Annotated in this window: 21 protein-coding genes and 1 tRNA gene; 17 read left to right on the top strand and 5 right to left on the bottom strand. The window is 52.6% G+C overall.

Translation table 11 applies throughout. The features are described from left to right. Window positions 1-57: 57 nt before the first annotated feature. Window positions 58-954 (bottom strand): LysR family transcriptional regulator, encoded by an 897-nt coding sequence (locus RA157_RS14880; protein ID WP_350333914.1) that lies wholly within the window; start codon window positions 952-954, stop codon window positions 58-60. Window positions 955-1,157: 203 nt separating this feature from the next. Here RA157_RS14880 and urtA point away from each other — a divergent pair, with 203 nt between their 5' ends. The 12 genes from urtA to ureG all read left to right on the top strand — a co-directional run bounded on the left by urtA (window position 1,158) and on the right by ureG (window position 12,007). Continuing rightward, window positions 1,158-2,420 (top strand): urea ABC transporter substrate-binding protein, encoded by a 1,263-nt coding sequence (gene urtA / locus RA157_RS14875; RefSeq protein WP_434058508.1) that lies wholly within the window; start codon window positions 1,158-1,160, stop codon window positions 2,418-2,420. A 72-nt stretch (window positions 2,421-2,492) separates the two neighbouring features. Next, window positions 2,493-4,484 (top strand): urea ABC transporter permease subunit UrtB, encoded by a 1,992-nt coding sequence (gene urtB / locus RA157_RS14870; RefSeq protein ID WP_350333913.1) that lies wholly within the window; start codon window positions 2,493-2,495, stop codon window positions 4,482-4,484. Between the two features lie 4 nt (window positions 4,485-4,488). Beyond that, window positions 4,489-5,667 (top strand): urea ABC transporter permease subunit UrtC, encoded by a 1,179-nt coding sequence (gene urtC, locus RA157_RS14865; RefSeq protein ID WP_350333912.1) that lies wholly within the window; start codon window positions 4,489-4,491, stop codon window positions 5,665-5,667. After that, window positions 5,664-6,407 (top strand): urea ABC transporter ATP-binding protein UrtD, encoded by a 744-nt coding sequence (gene urtD / locus RA157_RS14860; RefSeq protein ID WP_350333911.1) that lies wholly within the window; start codon window positions 5,664-5,666, stop codon window positions 6,405-6,407. The genes urtC and urtD overlap by 4 nt, the downstream gene beginning before the upstream one ends. 1 nt (window position 6,408) lies before the next feature. Next, a complete protein-coding gene (urtE, locus tag RA157_RS14855; RefSeq protein WP_350333910.1) occupies window positions 6,409-7,104 on the top strand; it encodes an urea ABC transporter ATP-binding subunit UrtE in 696 nt (231 codons plus the stop codon). 19 nt (window positions 7,105-7,123) lie between these two features. Next, window positions 7,124-7,942, top strand: a complete 819-nt coding sequence (locus RA157_RS14850) for an urease accessory protein UreD (RefSeq protein ID WP_350333909.1) — start codon at window positions 7,124-7,126, stop codon at window positions 7,940-7,942. Window positions 7,943-7,951: 9 nt separating this feature from the next. Then, window positions 7,952-8,254: an urease subunit gamma gene (locus tag RA157_RS14845; protein WP_350333908.1), complete on the top strand. Its 303-nt coding sequence runs from the start codon at window positions 7,952-7,954 to the stop codon at window positions 8,252-8,254. 9 nt (window positions 8,255-8,263) lie between these two features. Then, on the top strand, window positions 8,264-8,569 hold the full coding sequence (locus tag RA157_RS14840) for an urease subunit beta (RefSeq protein ID WP_350333907.1): 306 nt from the start codon (window positions 8,264-8,266) through the stop codon (window positions 8,567-8,569). Further along, window positions 8,569-10,278, top strand: a complete 1,710-nt coding sequence (gene ureC, locus RA157_RS14835) for an urease subunit alpha (RefSeq protein ID WP_350333906.1) — start codon at window positions 8,569-8,571, stop codon at window positions 10,276-10,278. Before RA157_RS14840 ends, ureC begins: the two co-directional genes overlap by 1 nt. Before the next feature lie 12 nt (window positions 10,279-10,290). Further along, complete coding sequence (locus RA157_RS14830) at window positions 10,291-10,737, top strand: urease accessory protein UreE (RefSeq protein ID WP_350333905.1); 447 nt, start codon at window positions 10,291-10,293, stop codon at window positions 10,735-10,737. Window positions 10,738-10,757: 20 nt separating this feature from the next. Then, the gene (locus RA157_RS14825) at window positions 10,758-11,402 is read left to right on the top strand and encodes an urease accessory protein UreF (protein ID WP_350333904.1); all 645 of its coding nucleotides are present in this window, start codon (window positions 10,758-10,760) and stop codon (window positions 11,400-11,402) included. Beyond that, window positions 11,399-12,007: an urease accessory protein UreG gene (ureG, locus tag RA157_RS14820; RefSeq protein ID WP_350333903.1), complete on the top strand. Its 609-nt coding sequence runs from the start codon at window positions 11,399-11,401 to the stop codon at window positions 12,005-12,007. Before RA157_RS14825 ends, ureG begins: the two co-directional genes overlap by 4 nt. A gap of 47 nt (window positions 12,008-12,054) precedes the next feature. Here ureG and RA157_RS14815 read toward each other — a convergent pair. From RA157_RS14815 to RA157_RS14805, 3 genes are all read right to left on the bottom strand, one after another. Further along, window positions 12,055-12,139, bottom strand: a tRNA-Leu gene (locus RA157_RS14815). A gap of 113 nt (window positions 12,140-12,252) precedes the next feature. After that, window positions 12,253-12,399, bottom strand: coding sequence for a hypothetical protein (locus tag RA157_RS14810; RefSeq protein WP_350333902.1), 147 nt, complete (start codon window positions 12,397-12,399; stop codon window positions 12,253-12,255). A gap of 359 nt (window positions 12,400-12,758) precedes the next feature. Beyond that, window positions 12,759-14,309 carry an NAD(P)H-hydrate dehydratase gene (locus tag RA157_RS14805; protein WP_350333901.1) on the bottom strand — a complete coding sequence of 517 codons (1,551 nt, stop codon included), beginning with the start codon at window positions 14,307-14,309 and terminating at the stop codon, window positions 12,759-12,761. 356 nt (window positions 14,310-14,665) lie between these two features. Here RA157_RS14805 and RA157_RS14800 point away from each other — a divergent pair, with 356 nt between their 5' ends. From RA157_RS14800 to RA157_RS14780, 5 genes are all read left to right on the top strand, one after another. Further along, on the top strand, window positions 14,666-15,004 hold the full coding sequence (locus RA157_RS14800) for a P-II family nitrogen regulator (RefSeq protein WP_350333900.1): 339 nt from the start codon (window positions 14,666-14,668) through the stop codon (window positions 15,002-15,004). Between the two features lie 68 nt (window positions 15,005-15,072). After that, on the top strand, window positions 15,073-16,482 hold the full coding sequence (gene glnA / locus RA157_RS14795) for a type I glutamate--ammonia ligase (protein ID WP_350333899.1): 1,410 nt from the start codon (window positions 15,073-15,075) through the stop codon (window positions 16,480-16,482). Between the two features lie 208 nt (window positions 16,483-16,690). Then, a complete protein-coding gene (locus RA157_RS14790; protein WP_350333898.1) occupies window positions 16,691-17,422 on the top strand; it encodes a hypothetical protein in 732 nt (243 codons plus the stop codon). A 198-nt stretch (window positions 17,423-17,620) separates the two neighbouring features. Then, window positions 17,621-19,516, top strand: coding sequence for a PhoX family protein (locus tag RA157_RS14785; RefSeq protein ID WP_350333897.1), 1,896 nt, complete (start codon window positions 17,621-17,623; stop codon window positions 19,514-19,516). Between the two features lie 118 nt (window positions 19,517-19,634). Then, a complete protein-coding gene (locus RA157_RS14780) occupies window positions 19,635-19,928 on the top strand; it encodes a DUF1330 domain-containing protein (RefSeq protein ID WP_350333896.1) in 294 nt (97 codons plus the stop codon). A 286-nt stretch (window positions 19,929-20,214) separates the two neighbouring features. Here RA157_RS14780 and RA157_RS14775 read toward each other — a convergent pair whose 3' ends face one another. Beyond that, window positions 20,215-22,056: a BCCT family transporter gene (locus RA157_RS14775; protein WP_350333895.1), complete on the bottom strand. Its 1,842-nt coding sequence runs from the start codon at window positions 22,054-22,056 to the stop codon at window positions 20,215-20,217. Between the last annotated feature and the right edge of the window lie 16 nt (window positions 22,057-22,072).

Below are 22,072 nucleotides of genomic sequence, written 5' to 3'. Positions count from 1 at the left end.
CCCATCGTAACGGTCTCTTTTTACGGCGCAGATAGTTACTTTTGATCCATATTATGTTCACCTGCTTTCCAGAATGGACACAAGCTGTTCAGTAAATTTCTGAGCCGCGACAGATAAAAGGTTATGGGTTGATGTGACAACGTTGACATAACCATTCAGCATTTCTCGTGAGGACATCGGTACAAGTTTGTAACCACGCAACGCAAAATCTTCAAAATCATCCTCAAAGGGCAGGAAAAAAGCAATCCGCGATTGCATGGTTGCGCTGAGATGGAGGAGCGGATCAGTGCATTCCAGGACAATCCGAAGTTCAAGACCCTGCTTTTCACACGCGGCCTCTATCTTGCGTCGCAGCTCAGTATCTGCATCTGGCATAACGATAGGATGATCAATCAGCTCGTGGAGCCTCAGTCCGGACTTGTCCCTGATCGGAGCACCATTCGGCAATGCTGCATGAGGTAAAATCTCAATAGCGTGGATGACCTGCAGATTACGATTGAGGATCGGCTGGTAGAAGAGAGCGAGATCAATCAGATTACGATCGAAAGCCTGATCAAGGTTATCCTGACTGATTGTTGTCAGTGTAAACGAGACTTGGGGGTGGTTTCCCAGATAGGTGGCAATCTGGCTGTGAATAAACCTTTGCCCGAGGTCCGCACTGATGCCAATACGCACACGCCCTGTGCGCAACCCCTTTATATCATTGATTTCGCTTTTTAATTTATCAAATCCAGCCAATTGCCTCTGAGCGAAACGGAAGAAATATTCACCTTCCACTGACAAGCGAACACCTTTAGTCAAACGATCGAAAATCTGGATTTCGAGGTCCTGCTCCAACGTCTGGATATGCCGATTCAATGCTGATGGTGAAATGGCAAGATTTTCTGCCGCTCCCCGGATTGAACCCGCTTCAGCGATCGCTTTCACGTACTTGAATGATTGTAAATGGCGCATGATAGTCCTTTATTTCTGCGGAAAATGCACTTGCGGTGCAAAAAACGCAACAGCCTTCTGATATATTTGAGGCAGACTGCACCAGTATTTTGATCTTAGTTTCCTCTCCAAGCCTCGGGATCACGCTCAAAAGCATGATCTGAAATCAAGACCAATCAACAACAGGCGCATCCTCCCGCGTCCAGTTCAAGAGGAACTTCATGATGAAAAAACTGCTTCTTGCCACCGCCTTGACCGTCGTTATGACCAGCGGCGCGATGGCTGATATCAAGGTCGGCATTCTGCATTCTCTGTCCGGGACAATGGCCATTTCTGAGACCACATTGAAAGACACCATGCTCATGCTTATTGAGCAGCAGAATGAAAAAGGTGGTTTGCTTGGTGAGAAGCTGGTGCCGGTTGTGGTTGATCCGGCATCCGACTGGCCACTCTTTGCAGAAAAAGCCCGCGAGCTTCTAACCGTCGAAAAAGTTGATGTCATCTTCGGCAACTGGACGTCCGTTTCCAGAAAATCTGTCCTTCCAGTGATTGAAGAGCTGAATGGCCTGCTCTTTTACCCGGTTCAGTATGAAGGCGAGGAAAGTTCCAAAAACGTTTTCTACACCGGCGCAGCTCCTAATCAGCAGGCTATTCCAGCCACCGATTACTATCTTGAGGAACTGGGTGTGGAGAAATTTGCACTGCTCGGAACTGATTATGTATATCCGCGCACAACCAACAAGATCCTTGAGCAATATCTCAAAGACAAAGGTATTCCCGCAGAGGATATTTTCGTCAATTACACACCGTTCGGCCATTCAGATTGGTCCAAGATTGTCGCGGATGTGGTAGCACTCGGCGCTGATGGCAAGAAAGTTGGTGTTATCTCCACAATCAACGGCGATGCAAATATCGGGTTCTACAAAGAACTGGCAGCCGCTGGTGTGTCAGCCGACGATATCCCGGTCGTCGCCTTTTCAGTCGGAGAAGAAGAGCTGGCGGGTCTGGATACCAAGAATCTCGTTGGCCATCTTGCTGCCTGGAACTATTTCCAGTCTGCCGAAGGCGACGCCAATGCCGAATTCATCAATACGTGGAAAGCGAAGATGGGCGATGCACGTGTAACCAATGACCCGATGGAAGCGCATTATATCGGTTTCAACATGTGGGTAAACGCGGTGAAAGAGGCTGGCACGACAGACGTCGATCAGGTGCGCGAGAAAATGTACGGTCAGAAATTCCCCAACCTGACGGGTGGCACAGCAGAGATGCTTGTGAACCATCATCTGGCCAAGCCGGTTCTCATTGGTGAAATACAGGAAGATGGTCAGTTCGACATCATCAGCCAGACTGAGGAAGTGAAAGGCGATGCCTGGACCGACTATCTGCCGGAATCTGCGGTTCTGAAGGCTGATTGGAAAGGCCTCGGCTGTGGAATGTACAACATCGAGACCAAGACCTGCGTCCAGCTCAAATCCAACTACTAGGATCAAATGTTCAATCAGGTCAGGACATGCAGGGGCTCAGTCAGCCCCTGCATCAATGAGAGTCTCTACCGCATGTTCCGTATTCTTGCAGCGTTTCTGGTTGTTGTCCTGCTTCAGACGGGTTTTGCTGCCTCTTCTCTCTTTGCCCAAACCACCGAAGAACTTGACCCCATGCCTTCCTTTCAAGACGTGGTGCAGGCCCATTTTTCCAAGATTAAAAGAGGTTCGGTCAAAACGGCGCAACCCGTTATCGACGCAATACAGGCAACCGACCATCCAGCGGCCAGCGCGTTTCTGAAAAACTGGCAGTCCAAGGCGCTTTGGTACAGAAAAGCGGATGAGCGGATCGTCACGGTCAAGACCGACGACAAAAAGACCTATATCCTGTTTGACCTCGCCAGTAATGAGGTGATCGGTCAGGCAACCAAAAAAGAAATCAAACAAATCAAGCCGAATTCCGGCCTCCGCGCCCTGCTCGGTGCATCGTTGGTGGCCTCTCAGCTCGCCAGCAATGATCCCAATCTCCGCCGAGAAAGCCTAGACAGCCTTGCTCGTGATCCCAAACCTTCACATCTGGCAATTCTGCGCACTGCAATTGCTAGAGAAAATGACAGCATGCTCGTTGAGCGCATGACGCGCTTGGAACGCCTCCTGACGATGCAGCATGACGAGGATATTGAGGCCCGTATTTCGGCAATCGAGAGTTTTTCCGATGATTTAGGTTTAGACGTTCGAGCCCGCCTTAATCCGATACTCAAAACCCGACTGATGGTCTCAAAAACAGCGCCGACTGAAGGCACTTACGCCCGTATCCTTAAGCCCGGCTATGATGTCATTTTGCCAATAAATACAGCCTACGACATGCTCGTTTTAAAAAGTTGGGCAGATCCTGATATCACTTTGGACCACAAAAAAAGAACACTTGTTTCACGTATTGAAAATGATCGCATTGGCGAAAGACCGGTTGCCGAGCTGGACACGCAGGAGGCACGTGACGCCGTTTACTCGCAATTGGTCAAGGACGGCCTGGCACCTCGAGATCCAAGTGATAAAGAAATCCAGGACGCTCTCGAAGGAGTTTTCTTTTATGAGGAATATCTGGAGCCATCCGCAGATGTTATCGCAGCGACCAGGTCAACCCTGTCCGCGATTCAAACCAGAGTAGCACTGTCTGAAGCAATAGATCTGTTTCTGGATGGTCTGTCGCTCGCTTCCATCTTCTTCCTCGCAGCCATTGGCCTTGCCATCACGTTCGGCGTAATGGGTGTCATCAACATGGCCCATGGCGAGTTTATTATGATGGGTGCCTACACCGGATACGTTGTCCAGCAGTTTGTCACAAACTACACGCTTTCCATTCTGCTCGCGATCCCGGCGGCTTTCGGTGTGACATTTCTTGCTGGCGTTGCAATGGAACGACTGGTGGTCCGTCATCTCTATCACCGGCCGCTTGAAACCCTGCTGGCAACATTCGGGGTGTCTATCGCGCTTCAGCAACTGGCAAAGAACATCTTCGGCACCCAGGCCCGTCCATTGACATCACCTAACTGGCTGGATGGAGCACTGGTCATTAATGATGTTATTTCAATCAGCTGGATACGCGTGGCTATCTTCTGCCTGTCAGCTCTCTTTCTTGCCATGTTGTGGTTTACCCTCAACAAAACGCGTCTCGGTCTTGAGACCCGCGCGGTAACACAAAACCCGCGTATGGCCTCATCCATGGGCATCAATCCGGACAGGATCAATATGCTGACCTTCGGCTTGGGCTCTGGAATCGCCGGAATTGCAGGTGTGGCAATCGGTCTGTTTGCCAAGGTAACTTCCGAATTGGGATCTGATTACATAGTCCAGTCGTTCATGACAGTGGTCGTTGGTGGCGTGGGCAATATCTGGGGAACACTGGCAGGTGCAGCGATGATCGGCATCCTTCAGAAAGGCATTGAGTGGTTCAACCCCTCCAACACACTCGCAGCCCAAACCTTCATGATCGTTTTCATAATCATCTTCATCCAGTTCAAACCACGCGGCATCATTGCCCTTAAGGGCCGGGCGGCAGGAGACTGAGATTATGGGCGGACCACTGACAAGATTCCTGATTAAACACCCGAGTACCCTAATCTTTCTGGCCCTGGTTTCAGGTTTCACCCTGTTCATCACACTCGGCAGCGAAGCACTGGGTTACGGTTTTATTTCTACATCCTTTGTCAAAACTTTGGGCAAGACACTCTGTTTCTGTCTGATCGCAATTGCCATGGATGTGGTCTGGGGCTACTGCGGCATTCTCAGCCTGGGTCATTTTGCCTTCTTTGGTCTTGGCGGATATATGGTCGGCATGTGGCTGATGTATGAGCGCACTCGACTGATTGTGGTCGAAGCGGCACAGAAGGCGCCCCTGCCCCCCACGCAACAGGAAATATCTGATGCCATTGGCACCCAGATCTTTGGAGTCGTTGGAGGCTCTGACTTTCCAGCGATCTGGGCTTTTTCCCATCTGCTGTCTGTACAGTTGATCTTGGTGGTTCTGGTGCCAGGATTGCTGGCATTCGTCTTTGGCTGGCTGGCCTTCAGATCTCGCGTGACCGGAGTGTACCTCTCCATTCTGACACAGGCCATGACACTGGCACTATCTCTCTACCTGTTCCAGAACGACAGTGGTCTGCGAGGCAATAACGGCTTGTCAGGTTTGCAGAACCTGCCGGGCTTGGAGCATACACCACAAGCGCAGATTTCACTCTGGTTCTTCTGGGGCTCAGCCCTTGCGCTTGTCTTTGGTTATCTTGGCTTAAAGTTAATTGTCGAGAGCAAGCTCGGTAATGTTATTCGTGGGATTCGCGACGATGAATCGCGCGTGCGTTTCCTTGGTTACAATGTTGAGACCTACAAGCTTTTCATCTTCACCTTGACGGCGATTATCTCAGCGATTGCCGGAGCGCTTTACTACCCCCAGGCAGGAATTATCAATCCCGCCGAGATTGCTCCCATTGCCTCAATCTATCTAGCGGTTTGGGTCGCAATCGGCGGACGTGGGCGTCTCTACGGTGCTGCTATCGGAGCGGCAATCGTCTCGCTGTTATCAAGCTGGTTTACCGGTGGACAGGCACCCGATGTCAGTTTCGGGGTCTATACAATCAAGTGGGTTGACTGGTGGCTGGTTCTGCTGGGGCTTAGTTTTGTGGCGGTCACACTCTATGCTCCCAAAGGCATTGGCGGCCTCTTTGAAAGATTTGCCAAAGGAGATGACCGATGACCAGCGCCCTGTTGGAGGTTGACGGCATTTCGGTGTCCTTTGATGGCTTCAAGGCCATAAACAACCTGTCTTTCAACATCTTTTCCGGAGAGTTGCGTGCCATTATTGGCCCCAATGGAGCGGGCAAGACAACATTCATGGATATTATTACGGGTAAAACCCGTCCTGACAGCGGCAAGGTTCTCTGGGGAGATAACATCACCAGCCTGATTGGCAAATCGGAAAGTGAAATTGCCCGTCTTGGCATCGGTCGGAAGTTTCAGAAACCTACCGTCTTTGAAGACCAGTCCGTAACCGACAATCTGACCATGGCGCTGAAAAACAAACGTGGCCCTTTTGCGGTGCTGTTTTACAAAAGTACCGTGGAAGACCGGGCAAAAGTGTCAGAACTTGCCCGCGATATTGGCCTGCACGAGCATTTGCAACACCGCGCAGGAGACCTGAGTCACGGTCAGAAACAATGGCTCGAAATCGGCATGCTACTGGCTCAGGACCCTCAGTTGCTATTGGTAGATGAACCAGCGGCTGGCATGACTGTTGATGAGCGTAACCATACAGTGTCCCTGCTCAAGGAAGCTGCCAAAACCCGCGCTGTCGTAGTCGTAGAACATGACATGGAATTTATCCGTAACCTCAACTGCAAGGTGACAGTACTGCATGAAGGATCGGTACTCGCCGAGGGCAGTCTTGATCACGTGACGAAAGACCGGAACGTGGTCGACGTCTATCTGGGGCGCTAACATGCTGGAACTTGAGAAGATCACACTTCACTATGGCCAGAGTCAAATCCTCAACGGCGTTGATTTGAAAGCTGAGCGGGGACAGATCACCTGCCTGATGGGAACAAACGGTGTCGGAAAAACAAGCCTGCTAAAGGTCGTCTCTGGAACCCATAATCACTCTGCCGGCAATTACAGACTGGATGGAGAGGACCAAGGCAGACAACCTGCATATGTACTGGCCAGGCGCGGTGTTGGATATGTACCGCAAGGGCGTGACATTTTTCCTCTACTGACCGTACGGGAGAACATGGAGACGGCTTTTGCCTGTCTCGACACATCGAAACGGACAGTTCCGGAAGAGATGTTTGAACTCTTCCCTGTTCTTAAGGAAATGCAGCACCGGCGCGGTGGAGACCTCTCAGGTGGCCAGCAACAACAGCTGGCTATTGCCCGTGCCTTGATTACGAAACCCCGACTGCTTCTGCTGGATGAGCCGACTGAAGGCATTCAGCCCAACATTATCCAGCAGATCGGACGGGTCATCTCGTTCCTGAAGGACCAGGGAGATATGGCAATTCTTCTGGTGGAGCAATATTTCGAATTTGCCTATGAACTGGCCGATCATTTCTATTCCATGCGACGGGGAGAAATCATTCTTGATGGTGCCAAGGAAATGGTCGCAAAAAAAGACGTTCTGAACACACTTAGTGTTTAGCGCGCAGGCCCGGCGAAACATGTTGAACCCATCTCCAACAATCGAACTGCAAAGAGCACAAGGCAGAGCTCATCTTGGTTTTGCCTTGCGCAATGGCAAAACAGTTCTCACGGACCTGCACCAGTCCGGATGCGTCAAGGCACTTCTCCCCGCCAATCATGCAAGCCGACCCGATGCCGTTCTGATCAACACGGCAGGTGGTGTTACGGGAGGAGATGCCCTTACATATTCCGCTTCACTTGAGGAGCAAACTTCACTTTGCCTGACCACGCAGACTGCCGAACGCATTTATAAATCTTCGTCAGGGGTCGGGCGGATTTCTACTCGCCTTGAGCTCGGTCCTTCATCTTCGCTTGACTGGTTGCCGCAGGAAACAATCCTGTTCGATGGTTGTGCTCTGGACCGAAAGCTTGACGTCATCATGCACGGATCATCAAGGGCTCTTCTGCTGGAGCCAGTCATTCTGGGTCGTAAGGCCATGGGAGAAATACTGACCGCATGCTGTATGTCAGACCAGTGGCGTATCATACGAGATGGCACACTGATTTATGCTGATGCCCTGCGCATTACGGATCCACGAAATCTGAATAGTAAAGCCACGCTTGATGGCATGAATGCCTTCGCCACTCTTGTCTATATTGCACCCGAGGCTGAGGAACGGCTCGATTCCATGCGCCGGCTTCTGGATTTTGACAATGTTCATGCTGCCGCCAGTGCCTGGAATGGCTGTCTGGTTACTCGTTTCATTTCTTCTGATGCGCAGGCCCTGCGCGCTGCCCTGATCAAAACACTATCCCGGTTTCGCGCTCATCCCCTGCCGCGCGTCTGGCTTATGTAAGGAGCTGTCATGCAATTGACCCCCAGAGAAAAAGACAAATTGCTGGTGAGCCTTGCGGCTATGGTTGCTCGCAGTCGACTGGAGAGAGGCGTCAAGCTCAATCACCCGGAAGCCATTGCACTTATCACTGATTTTGTCGTCGAGGGAGCCAGAGATGGCAAGCCCGTCGCGCAGTTGATGGAAGAAGGAGGCAAGATCATAACAGCAGAGCAATGTATGGAAGGCATTGCAGAGATGATCCATGACGTTCAGGTCGAAGCAACCTTTCCTGACGGCACCAAGCTCGTCACCGTTCATCACCCAGTTCGCTAGGAGAGACCAATGATACCCGGAGAGCTCTTTCCCGCTGATGGTGATCTCATCCTTAATGAAGGGGCCGAGACCGTCAGTCTGACCGTGTCCAATACCGGTGACAGGCCGGTACAGGTCGGCAGCCATTACCATTTTGCCGAAACCAACGCGGCGCTCGATTTTGATCGCAACCTGGCACACGGAATGCGTCTGGATATTGCAGCAGGTACAGCGGTACGTTTTGAACCCGGTCAATCACGTGACGTAGCGCTCGTTCCCCTCACCGGCAATCGCAAGGTTTTCGGCTTCAACCAAAAAGTCATGGGAGCGTTGTAATGCCCGCAAGAATTTCTCGCGCCGCCTATGCAGATATGTATGGCCCGACCACCGGGGACAGGCTTCGTCTCGCAGATACTGACCTCATCATTGAAGTCGAACGTGATCTGACGACCTATGGGGATGAAGTTAAGTTCGGTGGTGGCAAGGTCATTCGCGATGGCATGGGCCAATCGCAGGTGACCCGTGCTGACGGAGCAGTTGATACTGTTATCACCAATGCCCTTATTGTTGATGTTACAGGAATCTACAAGGCTGATATCGGCCTCAAGGATGGTCTGATCCACAAAATCGGCAAGGCTGGCAACCCTGATACCCAGCCTAATGTGGATATTATCATCGGGCCTGGCACGGAAGCGATTGCTGGTGAGGGGAAATTTATCACAGCGGGCGGCTTTGACAGCCACATCCATTTCATCTGTCCACAACAGATCGAGGATGCGCTTCATTCGGGCATCACCACCATGCTCGGTGGCGGCACGGGGCCAGCCCATGGAACACTGGCAACAACCTGTACACCTGGACCATGGCATATCGGGCGGATGTTACAGGCCATGGACACAGTTCCAATGAACATTGGCCTTTCAGGCAAGGGCAATGCAAGCCAACCTGCTGCCCTTGTGGAAATGGTCAACAGCGGTGCCTGCGCCCTCAAACTGCATGAAGACTGGGGCACAACGCCGGCGGCCATTGACTGCTGTCTCTCTGTCGCTGACGACATGGATGTGCAGGTGATGATCCACACCGACACACTGAATGAAAGCGGCTTTGTGGAAAATACTATCGCTGCCATGAAAGGACGCACGATTCATGCGTTCCATACTGAAGGCGCTGGTGGTGGTCATGCCCCTGACATTATAAGGGTTTGCGGCGAAGAACATGTGATCCCGAGTTCGACTAATCCAACACGTCCCTACACCATCAATACGCTGGAAGAACACCTCGATATGTTGATGGTATGCCATCATCTGGACAAGTCTATCCCTGAGGACGTTGCCTTCGCAGAATCCCGCATACGCAAGGAGACCATTGCGGCAGAAGACATCCTCCACGACATGGGCGCCTTCAGCATTATCGCTTCTGACAGTCAGGCGATGGGTCGGGTTGGCGAAGTTGCCATTCGTACCTGGCAGACGGCCCACAAGATGAAGGTACAAAGGGGTCGTCTGACTGAAGAAAGCGGAGAGAACGACAATTTTCGGGTCAAACGCTATATCGCCAAATACACCATCAACCCGGCTGTCGCACATGGCATAAGCAAGCACATTGGCAGCGTTGAAGAAGGCAAGCGCGCTGATCTTGTGCTCTGGTCACCAGCTTTCTTCGGCGTGAAACCAGAAATGGTTCTGCTTGGCGGGACGATAGCTGTTGCTCAGATGGGAGACCCGAACGCATCCATTCCGACACCTCAACCTGTCTATACGCGTCCCATGTTTGGTAGCATGGGCCGGTCTGTCGAACGATCCGCTGTCTCGTTCGTATCCAAGGCTGCACAGGACGCAAATATTGCCAGTAAACTTGGCCTATCCAGAAAAACGTTACCGGTATCTGGCACGCGTACGATCGGCAAGTCCTCAATGATCCTCAATGATGCACGGCCTCAGATCGAGGTACACCCAGAGACTTATGAAGTCCGTGCTGATGGGGAATTGTTGACTTGTGAACCAGCCTCGGAACTGCCGATGGCGCAGCGCTACTTCATGTTCTGACAGGATGAAACTATGATTAGAGCAACACATGTCAGCCAACGACACGAGAGTCCGTCAGGTATCGTCACCCTCAGTTATGATGATCGGTTTCGTCGGCGGATCGCTCTTACCTGCGACAATGGATTGGCTTTTCTTCTGGATCTCCCACAGGCCACTGAACTGCGTGACGGTGATGATCTTCTATTGGAAGATGGTCGCCACATCAGGGTAAAAGCTGCCCCCGAACGCTTGATGAAAGCCACAGCCAGAGACAAACATCACCTGATCCGCACTGCCTGGCATATTGGCAATCGGCACCTGCCTTGTGAAATCCACCCGGATCATCTGATCCTGCGGCATGATCACGTCATCGCAGAGATGCTTGTCAAACTGGGAACGGATGTCGAGTTTCTGGATGCTCCCTTCAACCCGGAAGGTGGAGCTTATGGTCAGGGAAGAACACACAGCCATGAGCACTAGGAAACTTTGCGAGACATACCATGTCTGATCAGGCATTACATCAGCTGATGGCATGGCTGTCCCCGAGCTATCCCATCGGGGCCTTCTCTTACAGCCATGGTCTTGAGTATGCCATTGAGGCTGAAAATGTCCGTAATGGCGAAGAACTACGCCTCTGGCTCACTGATATTCTTGAGCGCGGAAGCGGCTGGAATGATGCGATACTGCTTTGCCACGCCTTTCGCGCGAGATCATCAAGAGAGTTGAAAGAACTGGCCAGACTGACCGAGGCTCTGTCCGCCAGCCGCGAGTTGCATCTGGAAACCATGGCGCAGGGGACTGCGTTTGCCAAAGTCACACATGAGGTTTGGGGTCTCGAGCTTGATCCCGCACCATTGCCCGTCTGCATAGGTCAGGCAGCAGCCCAGCAGAGTATTCCACTGGATACTCTTCTCCCACTCTATCTGCATGGCTTTATCGCCAATATTATTGCGGCTGGCGTGCGCCATGTCCCCATAGGGCAAACCGATGGCCAGAAAGTGCTGGCCTCGTTGTTTGACCGGATTGACCGGATTTCACATCAGGCTCTGACCGCCAGCCTTAACGATCTGGGCGGGATCTGTTTTCTGGCTGACCTGGCCTCCATGAAACACGAAACCATGACGACAAGGATTTATCGGACATGAAAACAAATGGCCCCTTGCGCGTTGGGATTGGCGGTCCGGTTGGCGCAGGCAAGACGACCCTTACCGAATATCTCTGCAAGGCTATGGCCTCAGATCATTCCATGGCCGTGATTACTAATGATATCTACACATCAGAAGATGCTGAGTATCTGATGCGGAAACAGGTTTTACCACTCGACCGGGTCCGAGGCGTTGAAACCGGGGGATGTCCTCACACGGCCATTCGCGAAGACGCGTCTATCAATCTCGCCGCAATTGATGACCTGAACGAGGCGTTCCCCGATCTGGAGCTAATTCTTATTGAAAGCGGCGGGGACAATCTTGCTGCAACCTTTAGTCCAGAACTGGCTGACATAACCATCTATGTGATTGATGTTGCAATGGGGGAAGAGATTCCACGTAAAGGAGGCCCAGGAATCACGAGATCCGATCTGCTCATCGTAAACAAAACCAGCCTCGCCCCTCACGTGGGCGTTTCCATAGACGTTATGCGTCGTGATGCGGACAAGCAGAGAAAGGGTAAGCCGGTTATTTTTACAGATATAAGATCCGGGCTTGGAGGCAGTGAAATAATTACTGAGCTAAAGACAATCGGCGGACTTTGATCAAAAGCTGTTATGCTTCGGGGTAACCGTGTCAATGAGCAGAAAAATGGTGCGGGTGGAGGGACTTGAACCCCCACGCCTTGCGGCGCTGGAACCTAAATCCAGTGCGTCTGCCAATTCCGCCACACCCGCACATGTCTTCCGGTAAAACCGGCAGAGCGTGGCTTCTATAGCACTGACATTCGGGAACGCAAGGGAAAACTCATTTGGCTGCCTGCGTTTGTTCTCCTTGTGGATGAAGCGTCTCAGATGCGCCTGAGTATCCAGATCAGAAGAACCGTCGCCCAGCCAAACAGAAGGCCAGGAACCGGAACATCCGCGGGAAGGATTGTCGGATCCACATAATAGACCCCGGCTAAACCGATGGTCAGAATGATAAACAGTTGGAACATTCGCACACCTGCCTTGCTTCTCTACGTCATCAGTTCAGGTTGCGCGAGCAAGGTTGCGTTCAATGGAATTCGTGCAACATGCTCACCGCTTTTGCTGAAGCGAGTTGTTTTCACCAAACCGGTTCCTACCTTGGTGCAGCACGCTTCAGTATAGCAAAATCATCGGGAAAATGCCGCTGAACATCGTTTCCGCGTAACCAATGACTTATCCATTTCATTCGAATTTTAGGGTCATTTTACTACCCGGCTTTGTTGGAGGTCCTTGAAAACCGGAAGGTTTCCTGCGGACCTTCGCCGTGCCGGACGAAAAAATGACTATCGCAGAATGGACGTCAGCAATGAGTTTTGACCCTAAGGAATCAGCCGTCGTCTGAAAGCCTGCGCATAATTGTGCTCACAGCCCTTGCCAGATCTTCTGCTGTCAGACCACAGCTGGCCTCATTGCCCGCTTCACCATGAAGCCAGACACCTGCACAGGCGGCTTCAAACACTGACAGTCCCTGAGCCGCAACGCCTGCGATTATCCCAGCCAGGACATCTCCAGACCCAGCGGTAGCCAACCAGCGCGGCGCATTGGTGTTGATGGCGGTGCGACCATCAGGAGCAGCAATAACGGTATCCGGTCCTTTCAGAACGATCACGGCTGAGGCGCGTTCCGCCGCTTCCCGCACGCAGTCAACCCGCCCTTTTGAGCCAAGGCGTAAAGCAAGGTCAGGAAAAAGACGGCGAAACTCTCCTTCGTGAGGCGTCATCACAACTGAGGCTTCGGATATATCCGAGAGCGTTAGCGCGGTTTCACAAGCCTCAAAAAGACAATCCGGCTCACGTTCAAAGCTGGTCAGTGCATCAGCATCCAGAATAACCGGTAGCCCGCTCATAAGACCCACGGCGACCCTGGCCCGGGTCTCTTCCCCAACCCCATTGGCAGGTCCGACAACGAGAGCCGTACACTTTCCGTCCGCAAGGGTTCTGCGAAGCTCGTCAGCTTCATCAACTTGCCTGATCATAACAGCAGTCAGATGTGCGGCATGGACCATGAGGGCATCCAGCGGACTTGCCACAGTGACCAGTCCGGCCCCGCTCCGCAATGCAGCTTCTGCGGCAAGGCGAGCGGCTCCTGTTCTGATCATCGGGCCGCTGGTGACCATCACATGGCCGCGTTTGTATTTGTGCGTATCATGCGTTGTCAGATTGGCAGGATTTGGGAAAACACCAGGTCTGTTCTCAGCAATGGAGGGGGCGACTGCACTTAGAACATCATCGCTGATGCCGATATCGGCGACGTCTATTTTCCCGCAATGCCCTCGCCCTGGAAACAGGCAATGACCGGGCTTCTTGCGATAGAACGTGACTGTAATATCGGCCTCAACCGCAATGCCCCGACAGAGCCCCGTGCCCCCGTCAATGCCACTGGGCAGGTCAACGGCAATGACTTTTGCGCCATGGTTTTGACGGGCGTTATTAATTGCCCCTATCAGATCCGCCAGAGGTCCTGTGACATCCCGGTCCAGCCCGGCCCCAAGCAAGGCATCAATCACAACACCATAAGCCTCAGGCGCTATCTGATCCGGTGTCAGCACATCGCCTGTCCAGGCTTTTGCGGCAAGTGCCGCATCCCCCTTAAGCTTTGCGGGCTCAACGCTTGTGCAAAGGGTAACAGACCAGCCTGTTTCCTTCAGCAGCCGGGCCACCACATAACCATCACCACCATTGTTGCCGCCGCCACAGCAAACCAGAACAGACCCGCCAGTCTGAGGACCGAGAGATTCAACGGTATCGGCAATGGCCTGTCCTGCCCGCTCCATCAGATCAATACCGGGGGTTCCAGCATCGATCGTCAGAGCGTCTGCCCTGTTCATCTCACCGGGTGTCAGCAGGATTGTCTCTGTTGAAAGAAAGGAAGAACGCATAAAGAAAGAACCTGCTACGCTGTACAAAGGCTTCCTCTCTATACCAAGTTCACATAGCAGTTGCACCTGCCTTGTGATGCACCTAACGGCGTGCTTTGCAGACCTACCGGCAATTCAGGTTAAAGGTCCGGTACTTTAAGGGTAAAAATGCCCCACTGTCTGTTTTTGCGGCACATGCCTATTTTTTAGGCATTTCGCATCTGACGACTTGATTTTACCGCGCTTATTGTGGCGATGCTTTCCGCGTTTTCTGCTGAACCGAACAGCCAGGTACACTTGGCACGCTTCGTGCTTTAAAGGTTGTCGAGATTCCCGAACCACCACGGTAGTCAATGCCAGATGGAGATTCTGACGCTATGAAAAAGATCGAAGCCATCATCAAGCCGTTCAAGCTTGACGAGGTCAAGGAAGCTCTTCAGGACATCGGGCTTCAGGGCATCACGGTGACTGAAGCAAAGGGCTTCGGCCGCCAGAAAGGCCACACCGAGCTGTATCGGGGGGCTGAATATGTGGTGGACTTCCTGCCTAAGGTGAAGGTGGAGATCGTTTTGCCTGCAGATCTGGTCGACCGCGCCGTGGAAGCAATCCGCAATGCGGCACAAACCGGCCGTATTGGCGATGGCAAGATCTTTATCTCATCCGTCGAAAACGCAATTCGTATCCGGACCGGCGAAAGCGGTCTGGACGCCGTCTAACCTCCCAAATCGGCAAGCCCTGCCGATCTGTTTGTTTCAACGTAACAAGTCTTAAAAGGACATCAGAGATGACCACAGCAAATGACGTGCTGAAGCAGCTCAAGGACAACGACATCAAATATCTTGACCTGCGCTTTACCGACCCGCGCGGCAAGATGCAGCATGTGACCATGCACACCAACTCCGTCAATGAAGATATGTTTGCTGATGGCGTTCTGTTTGACGGCTCTTCCATTGCTGGCTGGAAAGCCATCAACGAGTCCGACATGCTGCTGATGCTGGATCCGGAAACAGCCCACATGGATCCGTTCTTCGCACAGTCCACCATGGCTATCTTCTGCGACATTCTTGAGCCAAGCACTGGTGAAGGCTACAGCCGTGACCCGCGCATGACCGCAAAGAAAGCTGAAGCCTATCTGAAGTCAACCGGCATTGGTGACACAGCCTATTTCGGCCCGGAGCCGGAATTCTTCCTGTTTGATGATGTTCGCTTCTCCACCGAGCCGTATGACACGGGCTTTATGGTCAACCAGGATGAGCTGCCAATCAACACGAGTGCTGCTTATGAATCCGGCAACCTCGGCCACCGTCCTCGCATGAAGGGTGGTTACTTCCCGGTCCCGCCAGTTGACTCCGCTCAGGACATCCGTGGCGAAATGCTCAGCGTCATGGGCGACATGGGTGTTGGCATCGACAAGCATCACCACGAAGTTGCTGCAGCTCAGCACGAGCTGGCCATCATCTTCAACACCCTCACCCGCATGGCTGACCAGACACAGATCTACAAGTACGTCATTCATCAGGTCGCCAATGCTTACGGCAAAACGGCAACCTTCATGCCGAAGCCGGTCTTCGGTGACAACGGCTCTGGCATGCACGTTCACCAGTCTGTCTGGAAAGACGGCAACCCGGCCTTTGCTGGCAACCAGTATGCCGACCTGTCAGAAGACTGCCTCTACTACATCGGCGGCATTCTGAAGCACGCCAAAGCACTGAACGCATTCACCAACCCGTCTACCAACTCTTACAAGCGTCTGGTCCCAGGTTATGAAGCTCCGGTTCTGCTGGCTTACTCTGCAAGCAACCGCTCCGCATCCTGCCGTATCCCGTTCACCAGCTCGCCGAAAGCAAAGCGCATCGAAATCCGCTTCCCGGATCCGACCGCAAACCCGTATCTCTGTTTCTCTGCCATGCTGATGGCTGGCCTCGACGGCATCAAGAACAAGATTCACCCTGGCGATGCCATGGACAAGAACCTCTACGACCTGCCAGCAGAAGAACTGAAGGAAATCCCGACAGTTTGTGGCTCGCTGCGTGAGGCTCTGGAAGCTGTCAGCGAAGATCGTGACTTCCTGAAAGCCGGTGGTGTGTTCGATGATGATCAGATCGATGCCTATGTCGAGCTGAAGATGGAAGAAAACATCCGATACGAAATGACCCCGCATCCGGTCGAATACGACATGTACTACTCCGTCTAAAATTCTAGACACAGTACTATTGGAAGAAGGCGCCTTTAACCGGCGCCTTTTTTCTACCTTGACGAGAGTGCGCGTTATTTAGACACAGTCCATCGCAACATATTTGACGCATTCATTAGGCCAATCTTAACAAATTACCTTGTGTGCAGATTATTAACGTTTTCCGGCTAATCTCATTTAACCTGAATGGAATTAAGGGCTCAGGGATATGAGCGAACAGGCGGAACCAGATTTCAGCAAGCCGGGCCAGCATCATTGTGCGATGATCGGCAGGCGGATTGCGGAAGTTATCTTCGACGCTCTTGAGCGCGAAGCCAGGGCACGTACGGGCTCCCTCAGCCATTCAGAAATTCATGATTTTGCCAAGGCCTTCCTGAAAGCGGATGGTATTTTTTCGCCCATTTATGAGAACAGTTTCCGGACCTGCTCGGCGGCTACTCTGGCTCAGGCCGGTGATATGCCACTTCCGGATGGTCGTGTGGCTATCCCGGACTGTCCAAGTGACGCGGAAGGAATCTTCCTGAAACTGGTCCACTATTTCGTGTCCGATATTTACTCCGCAGTCTGCCCGGGCCAGTGGCCGCATGCAGATCAGGACTGGGTAAATGCCCTGTCTACGGTTCTTGCAGATTACATCAGAACCCGTATTGGTGCCGGGATCGTCAACAAGATTTCTGCCGCCTATGAGGACGTTCATATCGACAATGACACGGTCGACTATTGGGCCGCACGGGATATCAAGAACCTGATGACCGATGTATCCGGCCTTATGAAGCGGAACAACAAAAACAGCGAAGCAGCCCAGGCCCTGACCTTGCTTGTCAATGGAGAGGTTAAAAAACGCCCCGCCAATGACGAAAGACGTCTGCTGTTTGTCAAAGTCAAAGAGATGGATGATCTTTTTGACGCGTTCTACAAGGTCATGCGGGCACCACGCTGATCCCTTCCCCTCTCTCGGCTTCATCAAATTTGTAATCGCGCTTGGCTCAAGACCGGTTGTGCAGAGACCTGCCATGCAAGGATCGTATATTTTTTGAACACTTCCAGGTTGTCACAGAGCTGATACAATCCGTTTCTAAGACTAGGAATGGAATTGGGAGAACTTTTCGTACAACTTAAAATAAACAGAGGCCTGGTTATGACACATCGTGATACCCATGAATTGTCTTTTGACGATTTTGATGATCAACGCTTCCCACGCGCGGAAGAAACAGATTTTGATGCCGTTGTGGACGCCCGCATGTCTCGTCGCGGTTTTCTGTCCGGCGCCATTGCTTTTGGCGCGACGGCCTTTGTCATGGGCAGCACGGCCCTGACACCCACAAGCGCACGCGCTGCCAGCAGGCTGGGCTTTGACGCTGTAGCCGCCAACACACTGGATACCGTTACAGTACCGAACGGTTATCGATGGCAGATTGTTGCCAAATGGGGTGACGGCCTCTGGTCAGACAGTGTTCCATTTGATGAAGAAACACGTGGCACAGGCGCCAGCCAGGAACGCGCTTTTGGTGACAATAATGACGGCATGGCCGTTTTTGCTGATGGTGATCGCACGATCCTTGCTGTGAACAACGAATACACCAATCGCCCGATCATTTATGGCAATCGTGAAACCGGTTTGCCCGAAACAGATGATGACGTCCGCAAGGGCAAGGCTGCACATGGTGTTACAGTGTGCGAGATCGCCGAACAGGATGGCCAGTGGTCAATCGTCAGAGATTCCCGCTACAATCGCCGTATCACACCGGACACTCCCATGATCCTCACAGGACCGGCGGCCGGACATGATCTGATGAAAACCACAGCAGACAACTCCGGCACGAGTTCACTCGGTACCTGGAACAACTGCGGCAACGGCCGGACGCCATGGGGCACCTATCTGGCCTGTGAGGAGAACTTCAACGGTTACTTCTCTTCCAGTGATCCGGAACACAAGCCATCTGCAGAAATGACCCGTTACGGCATCAGCAACGAAGACTGGGGCTATGCCTGGGCGAAGACAGACGAGCGTTTCGATATCTCAAAACACCCGAACGAGTGTCATCGCGCCGGTTATGTGGTTGAGATCGATCCTCTTGATCCGACAAGCACGCCAAAGAAACGGACCGGCCTCGGTCGTTTCAAGCATGAAAATGCCGAAGTTGTTGTGGATGGAAGCGGTCACATTGTTGTCTATATGGGCGATGATGAGCGCGGCGAATTCCTCTACAAATTCGTTTCTTCAGGCAAATATGCAGAAGGTGGCGACAATTCAGACCTTCTCGAAGATGGCACCCTGCACGTTGCCAGGTTCAATGAGGATGGAACTGGTGAATGGCTGGAGCTGAACCCGGAGACAACCGATTTCGCCACTCAGGCTGAAGTATGCATCTATGCCCGTGTGGCCGGTTCCAAAGTTGGCGCAACCACCATGGATCGCCCGGAGTGGGTCTCGGCTAATCCTCTGCGCAATGAAGTCTATTGCTGCCTGACAAACAACAAGAACCGCGGCAAGAAACCAAATGCAGGCGGTGACGAGACCCCTGCTGGTGGCCCGAACCCGCGCGAAGGCAACAATTACGGCCAAATAGTCCGCTGGAAACCGAAAGATGGCGATCATACGGGCAAAGACTTTACCTGGGATCTGTTCGTTCTTGCAGGGAATCCAAGCGTTCATCAGGATGACTATGCCGGGTCAGAGAACATCAATGTGGACAATATGTTCAACTCGCCGGATGGTCTCGCCATCGACAATAACGGCCTGATCTGGATCCAGACTGACGGCAAATATTCCAATGAGGGCGATTTCGCTGGCATGGGCAACAACCAGATGCTGGTTGGAGATCCCGCAAGCGGTGAGATCCGACGTTTCCTGGTTGGCCCGAAAGAATGTGAAGTGACAGGCATCACCTGGAGCCCGGACCGGAAGACCCTGTTTGTCGGCATTCAGCATCCAGGCGAAAAAGGCGACAGCCACTTCCCGGATGGTGGCAGCCGTGCGCCGAAATCCTGTGTCATTGCAATCAACCGCGATGACGGTGGCATTATCGGTTAAACCCGACACCATGAAGTAAGAAAACGGCGGAGCAGCAATGCCCCGCCGTTTTTGTTTGTGTTTCGTGCAGCGTCGGTTGATCATTCCTCTTAGGGTCCAACCAAAGAGGATAAGGAATATGCCAAAGAAAGCCTACTGGATCGCACATGTGACAGTAACCGATCCAGAGCCTTACAAGCTCTATGCTGATGGAGCATCAAAAGCGTTCGAGAAGTACAATGCCAGGGTTCTGGCGCGCGGCGGTCGTGTGGAACATCTTGAAGGATCAGGTGGCAGGCCACGGAACGTCGTCATTGAGTTTGAGGACATGGAGACCGCCCTCGCCTGTTATCACTCAGACGAATATCAGGCTGCGAAAGCCCATCGGGAGAATGCCGGGATTGCCGAGATTCTCATTCTCGAAGCATCTTGATTGTTCTTACAGCGTGTTTCAGAAAAGTTGATCGACTTTTCAGATAAAAACTCGCGCAAAAACGAACTCTTAGAGCATTTTGCGATGAACAGGATTCATGCGCATGCTCTATGCCTTTGATAACACGGGTTGTTTATCGCCAAACCGGTCCCCACTTTGGCGTAACACGCTCTAAAGTACCGCTACAAACTCAGGCTAGAGGTTTGGTGCTTAATGAATTCCCATAGAAAAAGCCCCGCTCGCAAGAGCGGGGCTTCTTTATTTCGTCGTGTTACCAAGCGGTTGCTTATTCAGCAGCGCTTTCCTGGCCCACTGGCGTGTCGCCTGCTTTTGCACGCAGGTTGTCACGGAACAGTGCCTTACCAAGAGCGATACACATCAGACCCATCACCATGGTGAATGGCAGTGCACCGATAATCATGGCGCTCTTCAGAGCTTCCAGCGGATCTGCACCACCGCCTGTTTTACCGGCGATGATAAGCGTGCCGATAACAGCAGTCAGGATCAGACCCCAGATGATGCGGTGCTTGATGCCTGTTTCCTGCTCACCACCGGACATGATGGTGTTCATCACCAGGATGCCGGAGTCAGCTGAGGTTACCAGGAAGGTCATGATCAGAACCACACACATGACAGTCAGAGCGGACAGAAGACCGCCAGACAGCATCTGCTGCAGGGTTACGAACAGTTTCGCCGTGTTGGATGCACCAGAGATGACACCAGCAGCACCACCGTTCAGTTCCAGATCAATTGCAGTACCGCCGAGGATGGTCATCCAGGCAAAGCAGACCAGAGCCGGAGCAATCACACAGCCGATGATGAATTCACGGACCGTACGACCACGCGAGATGCGTGCGAGGAAGAGACCAACGAACGGGGAGAACGCGATCCACCAAGCCCAGTAGAAGGTGGTCCAGCCAGCCTGCCAGCCGAACTGACGGCCTTCGTTACCAGCAGCATATGCAGCCTGAAGGGTTTCTTCAGACAGGGCTGCTGCTTCACCGGTCAGACCGGACTTGAATGCATCATAAGAACCCCATGCATTGGTTGCACCCTCTTTCAGAGCAGATGCAAACGGCTTGGCTTCCGCAGGAAGGCCAGCAATGAATGCAGCTTCTGACTGAGGATTGTATGCACCAAAGCTCAGCGAGATGAAGTGGATGATGTAGTCAATCATCGCTGTTGCATAGGTTGTCATGGCAAACAGGAAGGAGCCGAAAACAACGAAGGTCAGCAGCAGGATCAGCGACAGAACCAGGTTCAGGTTGGAGAGGTATTTAACACCACGGCCAACACCGGAAACAGCTGAGATGATCGACAGGCCCATGATGACAACAAGGCCAGCAATCAGGCCAACAGTGCCTGGCTTAGGCGCATCACCACTTGTATCCATCATCCATTCCATGCCGGTGATGGCATAGACACCGTCGATGAACTGGGCGACACCGAAACCGATGGTCACGGACACACCAAGGATCGTTGCAACAACACCGAGAACGTCAACCAGATGGCCGAGCGGGCCATTGACGTGCTTACCGAAGAGCGGTGTCAGAGCAGAACGAATGGTAAGCGGCATTCCGCGTGTGTAAGCGTAGTATGCCAGAGACAGGCCGGTCACCACATAGATTGCCCAGGCATGGAAGCCATAGTGCAGGTATGTGTAGCGATATGCGGACTCAACAGCAGCTTCTGTTTTGCCAGCAACAGCACCGGAAACAACCTCAGGGTTGGAACCCCAGAGGCTAAGCGGTTCAGCGGTCGCGAAAACCATGAGACCAACGCCAAGGCCGGCGCCGAACATCATTGAGAACCAGGAAAAGTCAGAGAATTCTTTTCCTTCACCCGGGCGACCCATCACCTTCTTGCCGGTCTGAGGCAGAATGGCGACAACGGCCAGGAAGAAGAAGAAGCCAACAATCACGATATAAAACGCGTTGAAGTCTCCCAGAATACGCCAGTTCAGGCTGCCAAGTACGCTGTTTGCGTTTGCAGGCCAGACCAGCGCCCAAATGACCAGAAGGGCCATGCTGATTTTACTGATCAGGGCGATCGGCAGGCTGTAGCCTTCGTAGAAGCCGCCAGGCGCCTTCTTGATCTCCAGATCGGTAAAGGGTGGTTTAATGCTCATAGTTTCCTCCGCGAGC

It is taken from the genome of Coralliovum pocilloporae (genome assembly GCF_030845175.1).
Lineage (GTDB): Bacteria > Pseudomonadota > Alphaproteobacteria > Rhizobiales > Cohaesibacteraceae > Coralliovum > Coralliovum pocilloporae.
The sequence above is the reverse complement of the archived record's forward strand: the minus strand, read 5'-3'. Positions and strand labels throughout refer to the sequence as shown.

Bases quoted from the DNA above. Each gene is read 5' to 3' on its own strand.
- ureG (WP_350333903.1), top strand. From the start codon at position 11,399: ATGAAAACAAATGGCCCCTTGCGCGTTGGGATTGGCGGTCCGGTTGGC.
- RA157_RS14825 (WP_350333904.1), top strand. From the start codon at position 10,758: ATGTCTGATCAGGCATTACATCAGCTGATGGCATGGCTGTCCCCGAGC.
- urtC (WP_350333912.1), top strand. From the start codon at position 4,489: ATGGGCGGACCACTGACAAGATTCCTGATTAAACACCCGAGTACCCTA.
- RA157_RS14775 (WP_350333895.1), bottom strand. From the start codon at position 22,056: ATGAGCATTAAACCACCCTTTACCGATCTGGAGATCAAGAAGGCGCCT.
- RA157_RS14800 (WP_350333900.1), top strand. From the start codon at position 14,666: ATGAAAAAGATCGAAGCCATCATCAAGCCGTTCAAGCTTGACGAGGTC.
- RA157_RS14845 (WP_350333908.1), top strand. From the start codon at position 7,952: ATGCAATTGACCCCCAGAGAAAAAGACAAATTGCTGGTGAGCCTTGCG.
- ureC (WP_350333906.1), top strand. From the start codon at position 8,569: ATGCCCGCAAGAATTTCTCGCGCCGCCTATGCAGATATGTATGGCCCG.
- glnA (WP_350333899.1), top strand. From the start codon at position 15,073: ATGACCACAGCAAATGACGTGCTGAAGCAGCTCAAGGACAACGACATC.
- RA157_RS14840 (WP_350333907.1), top strand. From the start codon at position 8,264: ATGATACCCGGAGAGCTCTTTCCCGCTGATGGTGATCTCATCCTTAAT.
- urtD (WP_350333911.1), top strand. From the start codon at position 5,664: ATGACCAGCGCCCTGTTGGAGGTTGACGGCATTTCGGTGTCCTTTGAT.
- RA157_RS14790 (WP_350333898.1), top strand. From the start codon at position 16,691: ATGAGCGAACAGGCGGAACCAGATTTCAGCAAGCCGGGCCAGCATCAT.
- RA157_RS14830 (WP_350333905.1), top strand. From the start codon at position 10,291: ATGATTAGAGCAACACATGTCAGCCAACGACACGAGAGTCCGTCAGGT.
- RA157_RS14880 (WP_350333914.1), bottom strand. From the start codon at position 954: ATGCGCCATTTACAATCATTCAAGTACGTGAAAGCGATCGCTGAAGCG.
- RA157_RS14780 (WP_350333896.1), top strand. From the start codon at position 19,635: ATGCCAAAGAAAGCCTACTGGATCGCACATGTGACAGTAACCGATCCA.
- RA157_RS14785 (WP_350333897.1), top strand. From the start codon at position 17,621: ATGACACATCGTGATACCCATGAATTGTCTTTTGACGATTTTGATGAT.
- urtE (WP_350333910.1), top strand. From the start codon at position 6,409: ATGCTGGAACTTGAGAAGATCACACTTCACTATGGCCAGAGTCAAATC.
- RA157_RS14810 (WP_350333902.1), bottom strand. From the start codon at position 12,399: ATGTTCCAACTGTTTATCATTCTGACCATCGGTTTAGCCGGGGTCTAT.
- urtA (WP_434058508.1), top strand. From the start codon at position 1,158: ATGAAAAAACTGCTTCTTGCCACCGCCTTGACCGTCGTTATGACCAGC.
- RA157_RS14805 (WP_350333901.1), bottom strand. From the start codon at position 14,309: ATGCGTTCTTCCTTTCTTTCAACAGAGACAATCCTGCTGACACCCGGT.
- RA157_RS14850 (WP_350333909.1), top strand. From the start codon at position 7,124: ATGTTGAACCCATCTCCAACAATCGAACTGCAAAGAGCACAAGGCAGA.
- urtB (WP_350333913.1), top strand. From the start codon at position 2,493: ATGTTCCGTATTCTTGCAGCGTTTCTGGTTGTTGTCCTGCTTCAGACG.